A 15,646-nucleotide genomic window follows, 5' to 3' on the forward strand; every position below is an offset into this window, starting at 1 on the left:
GACACATACATATGATACCGCGACTATGTTAGCATAAGTGTTTGCAATAATGAGGTAGTTTGGAAAAATGTGCCTACTATCAATTACATCCATCGCAACGGAGAAACTGTATTCGAGAACATTCCGACCGAATATCCGGGGATCGCATGGTCGGTGTCGGAAACACGACCGGGGACGGACCCGATGTCGCGGGTGCGACGCCGATGAGTGACCCGGTCGATCGGGAGACAGCAGTGAGTCGTCTCCGGTCGTGGTTCCGATCACACGATCCCGCCGGTACAGCCGCACAGATCGGCGCCGCCGAGATAGCCGGTCGGACCGTCGCCGAACCCGTCGTCGCCCCCGCCGACGTTCCGGCGCGACCGTTCGCGACGATGGACGGCTTCGCGCTCGCGAGCGACGACACGCAGCCGCGACCCGTCGAGGGTGGCGTCGCTCCCGAGGACGATCCGGAGGGTCTGACCGCCGGAGCGGCCGTTCGGATCGCGACCGGCGCCCCGTTGCCGGACGGCGCCGACGCGGTCGTGCCGGTCGAGGCGTCGACCGTCGTCGATGGCGCGCTCACGACCGACGCACCCGCTCCCGGGACGAACGTCTTTCCCTCCGGGGCGACCGCCGCAGCCGGTGACACGCTGTTCGAGGCCGGCGAACGACTCTCCCCGCGACACGCCTCGCTACTCGCCGACGTGGGGATCGACCGGGTCGCGGTCCGCCCGAGACGTTCGGCGGCCGTCCTCGCGACGGGGACGGAGATCGCGGCGGGCGAACAGCCCGACCGCGACTCGGCGATGCTGGCGAACGTGCTCCGGCGGTGGGGCTGTGACCCGGCCGTTCTCGATCCGGTTCCCGACGACGCGGGGCGTGTCGCCGACGCGATCGCCGAGGCGGCCGACCGGTTCGACTTCGTCGTCACCGCCGGCGGAACGAGCGTGGGCGCGGGCGACCACGTCGGCGCGGCGCTGGCCGACACCGATCGCCTCGGCGGCGACCTCCTGTTCGACGCCGTCGCGCTCCGCCCAGGACGCCCGACCACGGCGGCCGTCGTCGACGGGACGCTCGTCTGTGCGTTCCCCGGAAAGCCGCTGGCGGCCCACAAGGCGGCGACGCTCGTGCTACGCCCGGCGATGACCGGCGAGCATGGGACGGCGACGGTGTCCGCGACCGCTGCCTCTTTCGTTGACCTCCCCGACGGACCGGGTGCGTACGCGGTGCCGGTCCACCTGCGCGACGGGCGGGCCGTCCCCGCGGGCCAGGGGACCGATTCGGCATCTCTGTACGAGACGCGGTTTCGACCAGGACGCGTCTCCTCGAGCACGCGGTGCACGCTCGCCGACGGTCTCGCCGTCCGCGAAGAGCCCATCGAACGCGGCGAACCGGTCGCCGTCACGCCGTACGAGGTGATAGAGTGACCGACCGAGCGGAGCTTCCCGTCGTGGATCCGGACGAGCTCGGTTTGTCTGGGGACGCCCGGGAAACCGCCGACCGACCAACCGTTGGCGGGGTCGTGCTCGCGGCGGGAACGAGTAGCCGCTTCGGCGACGAGAACAAACTGCTGGCTCAGATCAACGAGAAGCCGTTGGTGCGACATGCGGTGGGAACGCTCGTCGACAGCGGTCTCGATCCCGTCGTCGTCGTCACCGGTTACGAGGCGGCGGCCGTCGGCGCCGCCGTCGACGCCGGCCCGGTCTCGGTCGTTACGACACCCGAGTACACGGAGGGGCAGTCTGCCTCGGTGCGCGCCGGTGCGAACGCGATGGCCGACGCCCAGGTTGACGCGGCTGTCTTCCTCCCGGGCGACATGCCGTTCGTCGACCCGTCGACCGTTCGAGCGCTGGTCGACGCGTACGTCGCCGGCGCGGGCGACGCCCTCGCGTCTGCGTACCGCGGCCGGCGAGGGAATCCGGTGCTGTTCGACCGCCGGCACTTCGACGCGCTCCGGGCGCTCGAGGGGGACGTAGGCGGTCGGGAGGTCTTGATCGGAAGCGACGACGCAGCGCTCGTCGCCGTCGCCGATCGGGGCGTGAGGATCGACATTGACACGAAGGCGACGCTCCGAGATCACCGGTGACCGACCGGGTGGGCCGTCGGATCCCGCCGCCTCCAGGGGTAGTTTACTCCCGCGTCGCGTCGGGGCCCGTGGAACGTGCGCCCTCGCGGTCCAACAGCGGCGAGTCGGGGTTCGCACAGCCCTCGCGACCGCACACGCCGGCGTCGTCACCTGCGCGCTCCACGCCGGGCGGGAGTCCGCCGATGTACCAGTCGACGGTGTGGGCCGTCTCGCGCTCGTGCTCGTCGAGCGCCGTCCGCGCGGCTCGAAGCGACCCGAACGTCTCCTCGTAGGAACACTCGTCACAGCGAACGAGGACGGCCGTCGACATACCGCCCCATTCGTGGTCGGTCGTTGTAAGTCACATCATCGATGTCGCACCTCCCTCCGAGCCGACCGTCGGACTCTCCGCCGGCGGGTAGGGTAACGTGACAGCAAGTGATCTCATCAATTATCCATCGGTCCCCGAACGTACGAGCCATGACGGGAGACCGGTTCGACTCGGAGGGGGAGAGTCTCGCCCGGAAATCGGCGGCGCCGCTGGTGCCGCAGCGAACTGTCTGCCCCGACTTCGTGTTCGAGGCGCTGAACGACAGGCGGCGGCGGGTCGTCTGTCGGATGCTCGCCGAGGAGGGCGACCAGGACGTGACGAGACTCGCGGCGAGCGTGGCCGCGAGCGAACGCCAGTTGGCAAGTCCCGCGGAGTCGGTCGACAGGTGCGAACAGCTGTACACCGCTCTCTACCACCAGCACGTTCCCAAGTTGGCGTCGATGAAAGTCATCTCGTTCGACCGTGAGGAGGGGACCGTCTCACCCGGGGAACGGTTCGGGCCCGTCGTCGACGCGCTGGGTGCCGTCGAGACCGCCCTGGACTGTTCTGACGCCGTCGAACGGGGGCGAATGGATGGATGAATCGGGCGCGCCGACCGACGTGCCGGCGCGAGTCACGTGGCGGGATCGGGAGTGGACGCGGACCGCGCGGCGACGGTACGATCCGGAGGCGAGCGCCGATCTCTCGAACGTGATCGCGGCGACGATCGCCGACGCCGGCGACGTGGTCCCCACCGGGTTACCCGGGCCACCGCTGTACGAGTGCATCGACATCGATGCGGTCACCCGGTTCGTCGAGAACGGCGGGAACCCCGGCGCGGGCCGCCGCGACTCCGTCAGGTTCGGTCACGACGGTTCGCTGGTCGAGGTTCGGGCCGACGGGTGGGTCAGCGTGTTCGCGCCGATCGACGACGCGGACTGACGGGCGGGCGCGAGGATCGCGACCGGGCGATAGACCGGTGCCGAGGATCGGACCGCGAGTGCATGCCCGACTGCGATCGTCCAGTCGACCGTATTTCGACGGCGGGCTTTTGGTGTCCCGACACCTCGTCGCGTCCGATGAACGTCGCAATCGTCACCGTCGGTGACGAGGTGCTCGCCGGGGAGACGACGAACACGAACGCCTCGTGGCTGGCGGACGAAATATCACGACGGGGCGCACGCGTCCGGCGGATCCTCACGATGCCCGACGATCGGACGGCGATCGCGGATCGGGTCCGTGCGTGGACAGACGCGTACGACGCGGTGATCGTCACCGGCGGACTCGGCGGCACCCACGACGACGTGACTGCCGACGCCATCGCCGACGCGTTCGACCGCGAGCTGGCCGTTCGCGAGGAGGTTCACGAGGCCGTCCTCGAGACGGTCGCCGCCTACCGCGATGCGAACCCCGACCTCGTCGAGGCACACGAGCTGGATATCGACGTCACCGCGTGGGCGTCGCTTCCCGAGGGCGCGCGATACGTCCCGAACGACGACGGACTCTGTCCGGGGTTCGTCCTGGAGAACGTGTACGCGATGCCGGGCGTCCCGAGCGAGGTGCGGGCCGTCTTCGGCCGCGTGGCCGACGAGTTCGCCGGCGACGAGGTGGCTCGTACGCTGTACACGCCACAGCCCGAGGGGTCGATGGTCGGGGCGCTCGACGGCGCCCGCGACCGCTTCGCTGTCGCGATCGGGAGCTATCCCGACACCGAGGGCCACAACCGGCTGACGGTCCGCGGCGACGACCCCGACGCCGTCGACGAGGCGTTCGAGTGGCTCGCCGAGCGTGTCGAGACGGTCGAGGAGTGATTTACGACGAGGCCGGGGCGGGAGTTCGCCGCCCCGTCGAAGCCTGACCGGTTACATTCGCGTCAGCGCGTATTCAAGTCGCTCCAGCGCGTGGGTCATGGCAATGGCATCTGTCACGCCCACACTGGGCATCCACCACGTCACCTGTGTCGCCGGCGACCCGCAACGAAACATGGACTTCTGGGTCGAGACGCTCGGCCTGCGACTCGTGAAGCGGTCGATCAACCAGGACGACCCCGGCACGTACCACTTCTTCTTCGCCGACGCGGAGGGAACGCCCGGAACCAGCATGACGTTCTTCCCGTGGGAGAACCTCTCCCAGGGGAAGGTCGGGTCCGGCCAGGTGTCGCGGACCGCGTTCCGCGTCCCCGAGGGGAGCCTCGATTACTGGGAGGACCGGTTCGACGAGTTCGGCGTCGACTACGACGAGCGCGTCGACCGCTTCGGCGAGACGGTCCTGCCCTTCCGCGACCCGGACGGGCTCCCGGTCGAGTTGGTCGAAGTCGATATCCCGGAGGACGACCCGACGGTGCCGTGGACCGAATTCGTCCCCGCCGATCACGCCATCCGCGGCTTCCATTCGGTGACGCTGTGGCTCGCGAACCCCGACTCGACGATGGACCTGCTGCGGACGATGGGCTTGGAGGAGGTCGGTACGGAGGAGTCGCCGGGTGACACCCCCGGCGACGAGCGGACGCGCTTTGCGGCCGCCGGGGAAGTCGGCAAGTACGTCGACGTGCTCCCGACCGTTCAAGCGGGCCGACAGGGACACGGAACCGTCCACCACGTCGCGTTCCAGACGCCGACCGACGACGACCAGTCGGCGATGCGGTCGGCCGTCCAGGGAGAGGGCCTGCGGCCGACCCAGCAGATCGACCGTCACTGGTTCCGCTCGGTGTACTTCCGCGAGCACAACGGCGTGCTGTTCGAACTGGCGACGAGCGACCCCGGCTACGACAGCGACGAGCCGCTCGACGACCTCGGCGGCCGGCTTGTCTTGCCGGGCGAATTCGAGGCACGTCGCGACGAGATCGAAGCACAGCTCACGGACGTGACGGTGCCGCGGGCCGAAGCCGCCGAGACGGCCGAAAGCGAAGCTGACGACTGACGGCGGCGGACGTTAGACCGCCGTAACCGGTCGAACGAACCGCGGACTCAGAACCCGCCGTAGCGGAGGTACACCATGTCCGCGATGAGCAGTAGCTGAAAGAGTCCCTGCACGAGCCCCAGCTTCGCGTTCTGCTGCCCGATCGCCGAGATGACCGCCGGATCCGGGTCGGCGGAGATCATCTGTTTATACATCCGGATCTCGCCGGGGAGAAGGAAGCCGAACCCCTGCACGGACAGGATCGTGACGATCCCGAGCGCGACCGCGATCACGGGCGTCGTCATCTGGAAGCCTCCGATCGTGGTCGCGACCCACGCCAGCGATCCGACCGTTCCGACGGCGAAAACCGCCTGCCAGCGACGGTCACCGAAGACGTTCATCCGATAGCCGAACAGCAGGAGGATGGGGATCACGTTCGCGGCAGTGAACAGCGGGAGCCAGACGTCCGCGTGGGGGAACACGTCGATGCGCTGTGCGAGCGTGATCCCGCCCGCGATCGTCGTGAACGCCAGCGCCGGGAGGAGGAACGCGGTCTTCGGCGTCAGCCGCTCGAACACCGCCGCGCTCTGCTCCTCGTCGAGTCCGCCGATCACCGGCCCGAGTACGGCGCCGATGAAGATGTCGATGCCCGTCCACAGGAGTCCGGTCATCACGTGGACGTAGGTGTGTATCTGAACCGACGCACCGGTCACGGCGTACGCGAGGGCTGCCACCGGGATCGCCACTACGGCGACCGCGAAGGCGGGGTTGCCGCGCTGTGCCATTCCCCGTACCATTCCTCGAACCGAAGTCGTGGACATGTCGGTTCGACGACGTTGAAGCGGCGACATAAACGTACCCCATGGTGTCCGCCGTTCGTCCCGCCTCACCGTCCGCACGTCGAGCGGTTCGACCGACTGCCGATTGGAGTGACTGCCCATTCGAGTGATTACCCAATCGAACGACTGCTGACCCGATCGGCGGCCCCTCCTACTCGACTGTCACGGTGCCGTCGTCGCCGACAGTGACGATGTATCCGTTGTACTCGAAGGTGACGTACCCGGAGGTATCACGGAGAACCGTTGTCAGGGCGTCGGGGTCTACGACAGCGGCGAGGGGCGGCTCGAGCTGGTCGGGCTGAACGCCGTTACGGTCAGCGATCGTCGTGACGATCTCGTGAACGATCTCGGGAGGCAAGTGAGTATACGTTGAAGGATCTACACAATTAAGAATCTTATTGTATTGACCCCGCTACTCCGCCATAATCGAAGGACGACGGGGACGTGTACATCTATAGGTGGATCATGCACCACGAGGGGAACGAAGGACAGCGATGACCCGGAGAAACCTGCGTGTGAGGACACCAGAAGGACAGCAAAGCGTCTCGTTCGGGAGAGTTATGACGACGGCACCGCCTACGCCTCCATAGATGAGTCCGCAGCCAGATCGGACGGGCGTGCCCACGGACGTTCGACCGAGCACGTCCCTCGATGACGCGCTGGCGGCGTTCGTTGCCCACGTCAGCAAGGGGGACTCGGGCCGCCACCGTGGCGAGGTCGCGCGCGTCGTCAGCGACTTCGTGGACAGGGTCGGCGACCGCGGCGCCGAGGCGGCCGCGGACCTGTCGGTCGGACACCTCGAATCGTATGCCTCCCATCTCGCGCGGCGGGCCTGGGCCAGGGAGGAGGACTCGGGGACGGGGATCACCGGACGGACGGCCCACCAGTACTTCGCGCTCGTCCGGTCCTTCTGTACGTTCCTCCTCGAGCGCGACGCGATCGAGTCCAACCCCGCGAAGTCGGCCGTCGCGACCGGCGCGCTCCCCGATCGTTCGATCGGCGTTCGCGGCGACGACCGCGAGCAGTTCTGGAGCGCGGACACGCGCGAGGCGATCGTCCGCTGGACGGACTGGCGCGCCGAGGACGCACTCGATCGCGGCTGGCTCGAACCGGCACGAGCGACCCGGGACCGCGCGCTCGTGGCCGTGCTCGCATACTCCGGCGCCCGCGGCGCCGAACTGTTCCGCGACCCCCAAAACGACCGTCGCCAGGGGCTCCGGTGGCGACACGTGGACCTCGAGGAAGGGACCCTCAGGGTGTACGGCAAGACCCAGGAGTGGCAGCGGACGCCGTTGCTCGAACCCGGTGTCGACCGCCTTCGGGCGCATTATCGCCGGCAGGACCCGCCGAGCGAGGAGTGGCCGGTGTTCGCCACGAGCCACCTCCCGAGCCTGTATCGGGTCGTCCGAGAAGCCGAGGGCGTCGACGCCGAACCCACGAAGGAGACCGTGTGGGATCTCCTGCACGAGCACGATCTGGTCCCGCCGGCGATCTCGACGGCCGGCGCGCGGAGCCTCCTGAAACGCCTGTCGACCGAGAGCGGTATCACGGAGGACGGCGAGACGCTGCTCCCGCACGGCGCGCGGCGCGGCCTCGGCGACGAACTGTACGACACCAGCGCGGAGTTGGCACAGGAGGTGCTCCGTCACCAGTCGGTCGAGACGACGCACGCGAGTTACCGCGACGACAACGTCGGGCGCCTGCGGGAGGCCGCCGAGGACGCGCTCGACTCGTAGGAACCGTATTCGAGTTCGACGACGCTAGTGAAATTGTATTAGTTTGACAGAGATTCTAGTACAACAGCCGGTACGTGGCTGATGCGAATTTTGCACGGAGTTCGTTTCAGATTCAGTCGGATCGCCTCGCCCAGTAGAGCGGGCGTATCTGCACATACCGGATACTCAGAGACCGATTGGGAGGTTACGCCCAAATATTTTCTCGGGCACCGTCAACGAGAACGAGTCCATCACTTGTGATTGTTACATTGTGATTGGGGAGTTCAAACGATAGTGTCCACGACGCGGAGTCATGGGAGGCCAACAACTGAATCGCATCTACGTCGATAAACTCCTGAAGGGGTCTATCGACTTCATCACGGTCGGCACCTTTTGCGTGAGCAATCGCCTCAACGACCTCAACAACGAGAGATTGATCCATCAAATTTCTATCTCTTTGCCAATTGATAGCCATTATGAATCATTGTATACGTATCTATGGTTGATTTTGAGAGAGATACCACAAACGAACTTCGTGCTGACTCCATCCTCTGTATTCAGTAATCCACTGTTCTTCGATTTATCAGTGAGCAGGTGTATTAGGCGATATGAAGGTACTGCGAACTCACCGTGTGAGTTGTCACCGGGGGCTATCAGAGACCGATACTGTTCTGTCGCTCCTGCTCAAGCCGTTGGCACCCGAACACTAACGAATTGGGAATATCGGTCGCTTCCTTGTGGAGTGCTTCGAAAACTACCGCTACCTGTTCGAACTCGGAACCACGTGAGGCAACAAACGGCTCTGTCTCCCAAGTGACGAACCCCTCATCCGCTAACTTCGGCAAATGGACGTGATGTAATTCATGACGAAACGTCTCGGGGTCGGGTGGGACGTTGGGCATCACTGCGCTCTCGGGCAACGGAACCGAGCGATCGGGTCCCGCATCCAAAAGAGAAACAATGAGTTGGCGGCGTGGCTCCGCCGAGAGTGCGTTGAAAACGGTGTCCCAGTTCTCGCTGACTTGTTCACCGTTCTTGTGATGTGCTTCCGCCATTTCGCTGGGAACGTACTCGAGCCAGAATGTAAACAGGATAGTTTTCTGATGAAAGGGGTGACAGACAGGGTGGACAATACCGTCGACGTACAGACAGCACCGAAAGGTGAGTTCTTCACCTGAATCGGTCATCCCCCGGCGATGGGAATTGCCTGCTGCATATGCAGCACGATGTCGGCTTGAAGCGAGTCGGGCGGGTCGTTTTGTACCCCTGCTACCGCGTCCTCTGAATCGAACGGTCTGCTGTCAGGACATCTCGTACCGAGCGATCTGTGCGGATCCGCACGTCGGACACTCATCGGTGGCTCCATCGACAGTGGTACCACACCTGCGGCATTCCCAATAGACCTCCGTACGATTCCTCCACGGAATCAACGTCCGCCAAGATTGTGTCATTCGGGAATCCCTCCATGAGACCGCTTCAACTCAAACTGCAGTCACTGTGGCAATATAGTTACTGTCCGGTTCCCACATCTTCGGGATGCTAATTCGTGAAGTACCGCGGGGACAAGCCCCGCGGCTTCACCGTCTTGACCGCACGTCCCAAAATGCCGTGCCGTCACAGGCGAATTTAATTCCCCTCGACTTTCCCGAGATGGGTTGGCTGGAATTCACACCCGAACGCCCGGTGCGTCCGTGAGGGTCGACGGCTCCACCCCGCCCGACAACACCCGTCTCACCTGCCGTAGGAGGGTGTTGAGAGGTGTTGCATTTCCTCGCAACTGCCGGCAGTTGCTTCGGATTAAGGTCTTTACCCCACGTCACAACTGTACCCGTCGATACAGTGGCTCGTGTAATAATCGTACGGCCTTCACCCTCGTCAAGCCCCGAGGCACTCGGCCTGCTCCGCCTGTAGACCCCTCCCGGTCGATTGGACATACGACTGGGTATCTTCTTGAACTGGCGTTGTTCGACTCGGCAGAAGATTCAAACGCGTAGTATACGAACGTATACGCATGAGCACCAAGCCAGTTCGGCTGGATGAGGACGTGTATAATCGGATCAAGGCCCACAAACGGGACGACGAGACGTTTTCGGAAGCTATCGACCGGCTGATCGGGGGGCCGTCACTGCGAGATCTCGGGGGAATCCTCGATAGCGATACCGTCGATACGATGCGCGAGGAGATCGAGGCAGTCGAGGACGACGACGCTGAAGAGGTCGAAGCGGTCGCCGAGCGCTTCGAATGATCCTCGATACCGCGTTTATTCTCGACTTGATGGACAACCTCCCGGAGGCACACGAGAAACTGGACGAGTTGGAGACGAACGGTGCCGTTTTGAAGCTCTCTACTATGACACTAACGGAGCTGTACATCGGCATCGAAGCGTACGCTGGGGAGGAGGAAGAGCGTGAGATACGTCGCATTCTGCAAGGAGTTCCACGTGTGGATATGGACCCGCAGATCGCTGAGGAGGCAGGTCGGATGATCGGTCGTCTGGACCCGTCGAAGTACAAGCGCAAGAAGGGCGACGCGGTGATCGCGGCAACCACCGAAGTGGAAGGTGAGGTAGTCGTTACGCGAAACGTCGACGATTTTGAACGCCACGGCGTGCCCGTCGAATCCTACTGAACTACTCCTCTCAGTCGGAACGTGGCGCTGGCTTATTTTACAGAGATACAACTCTGGAAAACGCGTTAGATAGCTGCTGCGTCTCGCTCACGGGACTCACGGCTGAAGATAGCTGAAGATAGACGATCCCGTCGATAGATACACAGGAAGGATGGGTCTTCGGAATCCTCGACGATACCGAAGACCCGTTCCTCTACTCTTGCAGGCGCTCACTCATTTCGGAGTTGGCTCTGCGTCAACATCGATTCGCCGGTGTGTACCGGCATTCATCACCGGTCCAGTAACAGATCCACTTGATTGTTTACTTGTTGCGGTCCGCTATCGTGATCGTCGAGGATTCACCGCTGCAATGGGCGGTAGTATTTAAACGCATTTTTAGTATAACACTAAATGCAAGCAGATCCCTGCCCTCGCTTCTGTTGATGTCAGTTGACAACCCAACTGAACTAGAAGAACAGATCGAGAGCGTCCAATTCCCGAGCAAGGGCCTGACGCTTGCCGGGCACCTCTACACTCCGGACAATCCATCTTCGACGCCGTCGCCGGCCATCGTGATCGGGCATCAAACGACCGCTGTCAAAGAACAGTCACCGGCCCTCTACGCCCAGCGGCTGGTCGAACAGGGATTCATCGTGCTCACGTTCGATGCAGCCTACCAAGGCGAAAGCGAGGGTGAGCCCCACGGCCTGGAAGATCCGTTCCAGCGCGCCGAAGACTTCCGCAGTGCCGTATCGTACCTAACGACCCGCGAGGAAGTCGAACCCGAGCGGATCGGGGTGCTCGGGGTCTGCGGATCGGGCGGATACGTCCCGTTCGCCGCACAGACTGACCACCGGATGAAGGCTGTGGCAACCGTCAGCGCAGTGGACCTTGCGCGATACTTCCGAGAGCCTGATCCCGAAGCCTTCCAGAAAATGGTCCAACAGGCGGGAGCGTTGCGTAGCGAGGAGGCCGTCGGCTTCCCCGCCAAGTTGGTCAGTGCATTGCCGGAACCGGAGGAAGTGGATGACTCGACTCCGCAGACCGTCCGTGAGTTTGTCGACTACTACAAGACACCCCGGGGACACCACCCCCGTGCGACCAACAAGTGGGTAGCCCGCAGCGCCGATCTGCTCGATCAGTTCGACGCGTTTGCCGACATCGACAAGATCGCTCCACGACCCCTTCTGATGATCGCCGGCACTGAAGCATCTACGCTGCCCCACAGTGAAGACGCGATCAACCAAGCCGGCGAGAACGCCGAACTCTTCACGATCGAGGGTGCGACGCACGTTGATCTCTATGACAAGGATGAGTACGTCTCCCCGGCAGTTGAGCAGCTGACCGAGTTCTTCAATCAGCATCTGACCAACGCCTGAGAGGACAGACGCAAGCGCGCAGATCTCGGCCAGATAACTAGGCCGTGATCCGATTTCGGTTCGCAATCGACACCACGAACGCAATTTCCCTTAAGTGTGCGGTGATTTCGCCGCTTTCAGACTGTCTCTCCAGAATTTTAAGCGGCCGTAGATCGTAGGAGGAAACAATGAACATCGTCACTGAATTCATCATCGACTCGCCGTTGCTCCCGCTCGTCAGTATTCCGGACACACTGGAACCCGACGAAATAGAATGCGTTCACGCACTCTGTCTTCAGTCAGACGTACGGACGTTTACAGTACGGATCGACCCAGATGATGATGTTTCACCAGAGAATCTCTCTGCTCTGGATGAAATTCTAGAGACCACGTTACTCGGAGATACAAGCGACGGGACTGTCTACCAACTCACAGTCGAACTCGAGGAGTCGATATCTGAGGCGTTCGAGTCTGAGCATATTGACGCTACGCAACTGGAATCCACAACGATTACCGACAATCAGTGGCATGAAAAGAAGCTATTCAGAGACTACGAATCGTTTAACGAGTTCAGGCAAAGCTGCGAGAACAATGATATCTCGTTTGAACTTGTGTCTATTTCCTCCGGCCCATCGGTATCCGATGGCATCGCAGAGAGTGGTTTGACAGACCGACAGCGAGAAGCACTCTCTCTTGCGCTCTCTCGCGGATACTACGAGAGTCCACGGAAAGTCACGGCTCAAGAACTCGCCGAGGAACTCGATATTTCTCAACCTGCAATGTCAAGCCTCCTCCGCCGTGGGGAACGCGAACTTCTCTCCGCTTCGCTTGGCACAAACGGCCAGTTAAACACGCTTTCAGTCTAGTGCTTACTACGGTAAGTGCGTGCCCTGTATCTATCGATGACTGCCCTTCTTCCCATAACGGTCCAAAGAAGAATGACTGGTAAGTCGCAACTGCGTATCCACCGGTCCAAAGACTTGGTTACACCAGGAATCCACTGTACAACGACCGTCACAGTTGGTCCGACAGCGTCTGGAGGAGAAGTCATGTCGATGAGATAAGATACACATCCACGACAATCAGGTCAATCTATCTATATGTACTGGCGAGGCGACTGTTCTGCTATGACAACACTCGTTGAGCGACGCCCGGTCGCGTTTACTCTCGGCTTCGGTGTTGCGATGATAGCAGTTACCGTTGTCGTCCGCCTCATACTCCAAGCACTGATCCCGAGTCTCACACTCGATAGAAGAACCCGAGGGATCGGTGCGGTTCTATCGTCACAGTCATCGAATCCATCCAATTGACATCCTCCCCCCTGAAGGACGAGGATTCCCGAGCGTTGGGATATTACGCGAATTAGCCACGGATGACTACGCGGCTGATCCTCCCTCGTCTCGTTCCGCATGCTGAACCCTTTTCACTCGAAGCGACGAACGCGCACTCGATGACTGACCTCGCGGACATTGACCTGGAGTTCGTGCAGCTCGGCGGTACCGGCATCCAGACGAGCGAACTGCAGTTCGGCACCTGGCGCTTCGGCAAGGAGACCGAGGAAGGCAACGTCGAGATCGGTGAGAAGCGGGCCCACAAGCTGCTCGATGCGTACGCCGAGGCGGGCGGCCGATACATCGACACCGCCGACGTGTACGGCGGCGGCGAAAGCGAGCGCTGGATCGGCGACTGGCTCGCCGACCGCGACCGCGAACGCTACACCATCGCCTCGAAGATCTTCTGGCAGATCCGTGACGGCGACCCCAACAGCCGCGGCACGAACCGCAAGAACATCCGCCACCGGATCGACGCGCTGCTCGACCGCCTCGGAACCGACTACGTCGACGTGCTGTACATCCACCGCTGGGACGACCAGACGGACGCCCGCGAGCTGATGAAGACGCTCAACGGCCTCGTCGAGGACGGGAAGGTCCACTACCTGGGCGCCTCGACGCTGCGACCCAATGCGTGGAAGGTGGCGCAGGCCAACGAGATCGCCCGCAACGAAGGCTGGGAGCCGTTTACCGTGCTCCAGCCTCGCTACAACCTCGTCGACCGCGAGATCGAGGGGGATTACCTGGAGATGGCCCGCCACGAGGATCTCGCGGTGTGTCCGTGGAGCCCGCTTGGGCAGGGCTTCCTCACCGGGAAGTACGACCGCGAGGACGGGCTGACCGGCGAGTCACGCGTCGCCGAGTCGAGCCGCTTCGCCGACGCGTACCTCACCGAGGAGAACTTCGACGTGCACGACGAACTCGACGCGGTTGCCGACGAGGTCGACGCCTCGCCCGCCCAGACCGCGCTCGCCTGGCTGATGCACCGCGACGGCGTGAGCGCCCCGATAGTCGGCGCCCGAACGACCGAGCAGTTGGAGGAGAACCTCGCGGCCGCGACGATTGACCTCTCGGAAGAACAGGTCGACCGGCTCACAGAGTCGAAGGGCGGCCCCTACACCGGACTCTGACCGGCGCCGTCACCGGTCACGCTCGTTTAACGACTTCTCGGAGTTCCCGCCGCCGCGCCGACCGAGCGCGACCGCGCCGCCACCGATGGCCGCGCCCGCGACCGCACCGACGCCCGCGGCGACGAGCGGACTGGTCAGCCGCCCGTTCGATCCGCTCTTTCGGCCGAGATCGACGCGCTGAACCGCCGTTTCTGTCGGCGCCCCGACGGTCAATGCGTACTCGCGGACCCCACCGGCGTCCATCGCACCCGAGCGGATCGCCTCCAGCCGCGTCCGATCGGCGCCCGCAACGACCGTGCGAAGTTCGTAGGTCGTGTCCGCGGTAGCGAGGAGCCGGATCCGGTAACTGCCGCTGTCGGCCCCGTAACACGTCCGGAGTCGCGGAGCGGAGCCTCGCGACCGGTCGTCGAACCGACCCCGGATCCGACGGGACCGATCCCCGGAGGGTTCGATGACCGACAGCGCCACGTCCGTCGAGTCGACGGCGACCTGAGCGACCGGGAGGAGCTCGTCGCGCAGGCGGTCGGCGTCGACGGCCAAGTGGTCGAGCGGACCTGCGCGGGCACGGTCGCTCGCCTGCTCGATCTGGTCGTAGCGGGTGTACAACAGCCCCGTGAAATCGTCATACGGCCGCATTCTGAGACGATCCTCCTCGCGGTCGAACCTGATCGTCGGCGGATTCCGTCGGTGTCCGCCCGCCGACCGGTTCGGGTCGTACAGTCCCAGCTCTACGCCGCCGTCGCGCCGCTCAACACGGTGGACGAGCACCTGGTGTGCGAGCAGCGAGTCGCCGAACAGTACGACTGACGCCGACCCCGTCGCCTCGACAACCGACCGTACGTCGTCGATCACCGCGGTCTGATCGAGCCACTCGGGCCGGAGGATTGCCCGCCGGGCGAGCCACGGTCGGAACCGCAGGAACTGGTCCGCCTGGCGTCGGACGATCTCCTCGTACACCGGTGCGTCGGGCGACTCGAACGGGACCGTCGGACCCGCGATCTCGCTGGCGATCTCCTCGTCGACGGGGATCGACTCCGGGTCCTCGAAGTACGCCTGCGCGCTCAACACCATGCCGTAACAGTGGCCGTTCGTCCCTGCTCGCTGAGTCACAGCCGCCCGAATCTGGGTTGCGATCGCGTCGACGACCCCGCTCGGCAATCCCGTCGTGTCGACTCCAAGCGACCTTTGGGCTCGGTCGTGCCACTGCTCACGGACCCGCTCGCGGACCTCCGCCGGCGACGGGTCCGGCGGCGGCTCGAAGTACATCGAACGCGCTCCCCAGTTGCGAAAGCCGAAGCCATGCCGCTCCGGCTCGAACCGATCGCGTTGCCGACGGTGACCCGAGACGCCGCTGGTCGCGAGCCCGCCACCGACGATCGCCGCGATCGATCGGAGCGCGGTCCTGCGTGGT

Annotated in this window: 18 protein-coding genes; 12 read left to right on the forward strand and 6 right to left on the reverse strand. The window is 63.6% G+C overall.

The window, feature by feature from the left end:
* Positions 1–203 precede the first annotated feature (203 nt).
* Together K6T50_RS18075 and K6T50_RS18080 are read left to right on the forward strand one after the other, a co-directional pair.
* Positions 204–1,409: a molybdopterin molybdotransferase MoeA gene (locus tag K6T50_RS18075; protein WP_225935462.1), complete on the forward strand. Its 1,206-nt coding sequence runs from the start codon at positions 204–206 to the stop codon at positions 1,407–1,409.
* On the forward strand, positions 1,406–2,068 hold the full coding sequence (locus K6T50_RS18080) for a nucleotidyltransferase family protein (protein ID WP_225935463.1): 663 nt from the start codon (positions 1,406–1,408) through the stop codon (positions 2,066–2,068). Before K6T50_RS18075 ends, K6T50_RS18080 begins: the two co-directional genes overlap by 4 nt.
* 43 nt (positions 2,069–2,111) lie before the next feature.
* Here K6T50_RS18080 and K6T50_RS18085 read toward each other — a convergent pair whose 3' ends face one another.
* Complete coding sequence (locus tag K6T50_RS18085; RefSeq protein ID WP_222609238.1) at positions 2,112–2,378, reverse strand: DUF7542 family protein; 267 nt, start codon at positions 2,376–2,378, stop codon at positions 2,112–2,114.
* Between the two features lie 149 nt (positions 2,379–2,527).
* Between K6T50_RS18085 and K6T50_RS18090 the strand changes: the two genes are divergently transcribed.
* From K6T50_RS18090 to K6T50_RS18105, 4 genes are all read left to right on the forward strand, one after another.
* The gene (locus tag K6T50_RS18090; protein ID WP_222609239.1) at positions 2,528–2,959 is read left to right on the forward strand and encodes a DUF7344 domain-containing protein; all 432 of its coding nucleotides are present in this window, start codon (positions 2,528–2,530) and stop codon (positions 2,957–2,959) included.
* Positions 2,952–3,299, forward strand: a complete 348-nt coding sequence (locus K6T50_RS18095) for a HalOD1 output domain-containing protein (RefSeq protein ID WP_222609240.1) — start codon at positions 2,952–2,954, stop codon at positions 3,297–3,299. Before K6T50_RS18090 ends, K6T50_RS18095 begins: the two co-directional genes overlap by 8 nt.
* Positions 3,300–3,436: 137 nt before the next feature.
* A complete protein-coding gene (locus K6T50_RS18100) occupies positions 3,437–4,168 on the forward strand; it encodes a competence/damage-inducible protein A (RefSeq protein WP_222609241.1) in 732 nt (243 codons plus the stop codon).
* Positions 4,169–4,271: 103 nt separating this feature from the next.
* The gene (locus K6T50_RS18105) at positions 4,272–5,276 is read left to right on the forward strand and encodes a ring-cleaving dioxygenase (RefSeq protein WP_222609242.1); all 1,005 of its coding nucleotides are present in this window, start codon (positions 4,272–4,274) and stop codon (positions 5,274–5,276) included.
* Between the two features lie 47 nt (positions 5,277–5,323).
* On the opposite strand, the gene K6T50_RS18110 is transcribed toward K6T50_RS18105, so the two are convergent.
* Both K6T50_RS18110 and K6T50_RS18115 read right to left on the reverse strand, forming a co-directional pair.
* Positions 5,324–6,040 (reverse strand): hypothetical protein, encoded by a 717-nt coding sequence (locus K6T50_RS18110; protein WP_222609572.1) that lies wholly within the window; start codon positions 6,038–6,040, stop codon positions 5,324–5,326.
* A 205-nt stretch (positions 6,041–6,245) separates the two neighbouring features.
* On the reverse strand, positions 6,246–6,452 hold the full coding sequence (locus tag K6T50_RS18115; RefSeq protein WP_222609243.1) for a HalOD1 output domain-containing protein: 207 nt from the start codon (positions 6,450–6,452) through the stop codon (positions 6,246–6,248).
* Between the two features lie 232 nt (positions 6,453–6,684).
* On the opposite strand from K6T50_RS18115, the gene K6T50_RS18120 reads away from it, so the two are divergent.
* Entirely contained in the window at positions 6,685–7,830 is a 1,146-nt protein-coding gene (locus K6T50_RS18120) for a tyrosine-type recombinase/integrase (RefSeq protein ID WP_222609244.1), read from the forward strand.
* 184 nt (positions 7,831–8,014) lie between these two features.
* Here the strand turns inward: K6T50_RS18120 and K6T50_RS18125 are convergent, their stop codons facing one another.
* The gene (locus tag K6T50_RS18125; protein ID WP_222609245.1) at positions 8,015–8,251 is read right to left on the reverse strand and encodes a HalOD1 output domain-containing protein; all 237 of its coding nucleotides are present in this window, start codon (positions 8,249–8,251) and stop codon (positions 8,015–8,017) included.
* A 211-nt stretch (positions 8,252–8,462) separates the two neighbouring features.
* Positions 8,463–8,864, reverse strand: a complete 402-nt coding sequence (locus tag K6T50_RS18130) for a hypothetical protein (protein ID WP_222609573.1) — start codon at positions 8,862–8,864, stop codon at positions 8,463–8,465.
* Between the two features lie 956 nt (positions 8,865–9,820).
* Between K6T50_RS18130 and K6T50_RS18135 the strand changes: the two genes are divergently transcribed.
* The 5 genes from K6T50_RS18135 to K6T50_RS18155 all read left to right on the forward strand — a co-directional run bounded on the left by K6T50_RS18135 (position 9,821) and on the right by K6T50_RS18155 (position 14,235).
* Positions 9,821–10,054: an antitoxin VapB family protein gene (locus K6T50_RS18135; RefSeq protein WP_222609246.1), complete on the forward strand. Its 234-nt coding sequence runs from the start codon at positions 9,821–9,823 to the stop codon at positions 10,052–10,054.
* Positions 10,051–10,437, forward strand: coding sequence for a PIN domain-containing protein (locus K6T50_RS18140; protein WP_222609247.1), 387 nt, complete (start codon positions 10,051–10,053; stop codon positions 10,435–10,437). Before K6T50_RS18135 ends, K6T50_RS18140 begins: the two co-directional genes overlap by 4 nt.
* 422 nt (positions 10,438–10,859) lie before the next feature.
* Complete coding sequence (locus K6T50_RS18145; RefSeq protein WP_222609248.1) at positions 10,860–11,795, forward strand: alpha/beta hydrolase; 936 nt, start codon at positions 10,860–10,862, stop codon at positions 11,793–11,795.
* Positions 11,796–11,962: 167 nt separating this feature from the next.
* Positions 11,963–12,640, forward strand: a complete 678-nt coding sequence (locus K6T50_RS18150) for a helix-turn-helix domain-containing protein (protein ID WP_222609249.1) — start codon at positions 11,963–11,965, stop codon at positions 12,638–12,640.
* 584 nt (positions 12,641–13,224) lie between these two features.
* Positions 13,225–14,235, forward strand: a complete 1,011-nt coding sequence (locus K6T50_RS18155) for an aldo/keto reductase (RefSeq protein WP_222609250.1) — start codon at positions 13,225–13,227, stop codon at positions 14,233–14,235.
* Between the two features lie 9 nt (positions 14,236–14,244).
* On the opposite strand, the gene K6T50_RS18160 is transcribed toward K6T50_RS18155, so the two are convergent.
* Positions 14,245–15,501, reverse strand: coding sequence for a hypothetical protein (locus tag K6T50_RS18160; RefSeq protein WP_222609251.1), 1,257 nt, complete (start codon positions 15,499–15,501; stop codon positions 14,245–14,247).
* Positions 15,502–15,646: the final 145 nt, after the last annotated feature.

Source organism: Halobaculum magnesiiphilum (assembly GCF_019823105.1).
GTDB lineage: Archaea > Halobacteriota > Halobacteria > Halobacteriales > Haloferacaceae > Halobaculum > Halobaculum magnesiiphilum.

Coding starts and splice junctions, on each gene's coding strand:
- K6T50_RS18125 (WP_222609245.1), bottom strand. CDS start 8,251: ATGGATCAATCTCTCGTTGTTGAGGTCGTTGAGGCGATTGCTCACGCA.
- K6T50_RS18140 (WP_222609247.1), top strand. CDS start 10,051: ATGATCCTCGATACCGCGTTTATTCTCGACTTGATGGACAACCTCCCG.
- K6T50_RS18105 (WP_222609242.1), top strand. CDS start 4,272: ATGGCATCTGTCACGCCCACACTGGGCATCCACCACGTCACCTGTGTC.
- K6T50_RS18130 (WP_222609573.1), bottom strand. CDS start 8,864: ATGGCGGAAGCACATCACAAGAACGGTGAACAAGTCAGCGAGAACTGG.
- K6T50_RS18160 (WP_222609251.1), bottom strand. CDS start 15,501: ATGTACTTCGAGCCGCCGCCGGACCCGTCGCCGGCGGAGGTCCGCGAG.
- K6T50_RS18090 (WP_222609239.1), top strand. CDS start 2,528: ATGACGGGAGACCGGTTCGACTCGGAGGGGGAGAGTCTCGCCCGGAAA.
- K6T50_RS18150 (WP_222609249.1), top strand. CDS start 11,963: ATGAACATCGTCACTGAATTCATCATCGACTCGCCGTTGCTCCCGCTC.
- K6T50_RS18075 (WP_225935462.1), top strand. CDS start 204: ATGAGTGACCCGGTCGATCGGGAGACAGCAGTGAGTCGTCTCCGGTCG.
- K6T50_RS18135 (WP_222609246.1), top strand. CDS start 9,821: ATGAGCACCAAGCCAGTTCGGCTGGATGAGGACGTGTATAATCGGATC.
- K6T50_RS18100 (WP_222609241.1), top strand. CDS start 3,437: ATGAACGTCGCAATCGTCACCGTCGGTGACGAGGTGCTCGCCGGGGAG.
- K6T50_RS18095 (WP_222609240.1), top strand. CDS start 2,952: ATGGATGAATCGGGCGCGCCGACCGACGTGCCGGCGCGAGTCACGTGG.
- K6T50_RS18110 (WP_222609572.1), bottom strand. CDS start 6,040: ATGGCACAGCGCGGCAACCCCGCCTTCGCGGTCGCCGTAGTGGCGATC.
- K6T50_RS18085 (WP_222609238.1), bottom strand. CDS start 2,378: ATGTCGACGGCCGTCCTCGTTCGCTGTGACGAGTGTTCCTACGAGGAG.
- K6T50_RS18155 (WP_222609250.1), top strand. CDS start 13,225: ATGACTGACCTCGCGGACATTGACCTGGAGTTCGTGCAGCTCGGCGGT.
- K6T50_RS18120 (WP_222609244.1), top strand. CDS start 6,685: ATGAGTCCGCAGCCAGATCGGACGGGCGTGCCCACGGACGTTCGACCG.
- K6T50_RS18145 (WP_222609248.1), top strand. CDS start 10,860: ATGTCAGTTGACAACCCAACTGAACTAGAAGAACAGATCGAGAGCGTC.